Annotated in this window: 1 protein-coding gene; it reads right to left on the bottom strand. The window is 39.7% G+C overall.

From position 1 onward, the window contains the following. Position 1 precedes the first annotated feature (1 nt). Positions 2 to 670: DUF1853 family protein (locus HC176_RS15675; protein WP_167919922.1), on the bottom strand; the 669-nt coding region annotated here is incomplete at its 5' end.

The raw sequence follows: 670 nt of genomic DNA, 5'->3' as shown, positions 1-670 counted from the left end.
ACTACCACCACACTACGAAAAACCGTACAACTTGACCGGTTGGGGTTTTCATCCAGAGCAGTGGGGAAAATTTATTTTGAAGTAATCGATTTAGTTGCGGCTGTATCTCCTTTATGGAGAACCATTTAGTATTTCTTTCAGGGTTTACCCGCCAAAAAATTTTATCAGGAATGAAAAATCCATTTTCCTGATATGCTTCTGAAGTAAATTCTGCAGCTTTGATCCAATAACCACTAATCGTATCATGATTTATTTTTCTGAAGGCAATATGATCCATTTGCTTCGGAAGAAAAACGGAGGCTTTAAAACACATTTTTTGAACCACTTCTTCGGGAGAGATCTTCAGTTCGTTTAGAAGATTTCTTGTTGCTTCATGGACTAGCAGCGGAAATTGTCTTTTTTGAAGCCTGTGAAGTTTTTTATTCAGGCTATCTCTTTTGTTAGGTCCAATTAGATGTTCCAGTTCCGAAGAGCCGGAAGCAGGATCATACAGGTAGAACTTGTACACCAATTCGGTATGTGAGATCGCTCCCGAAGCCCGATCCTTCAGCAGGAAATCTAATTCCCCAAGCGTTAGTTTATCCTGGATGATCTGCCGGTTATAAGCTAAAACTTCTTCCGAAGTAAAATGGGAAATATAGGTGGCAAAATAGTGTTCCATCCGTTTTCC

The organism is Tamlana crocina (assembly GCF_012037625.1).
Note: the sequence above shows the minus strand (reverse complement) of the source record. Positions and strands in the feature narration are given on the sequence as shown.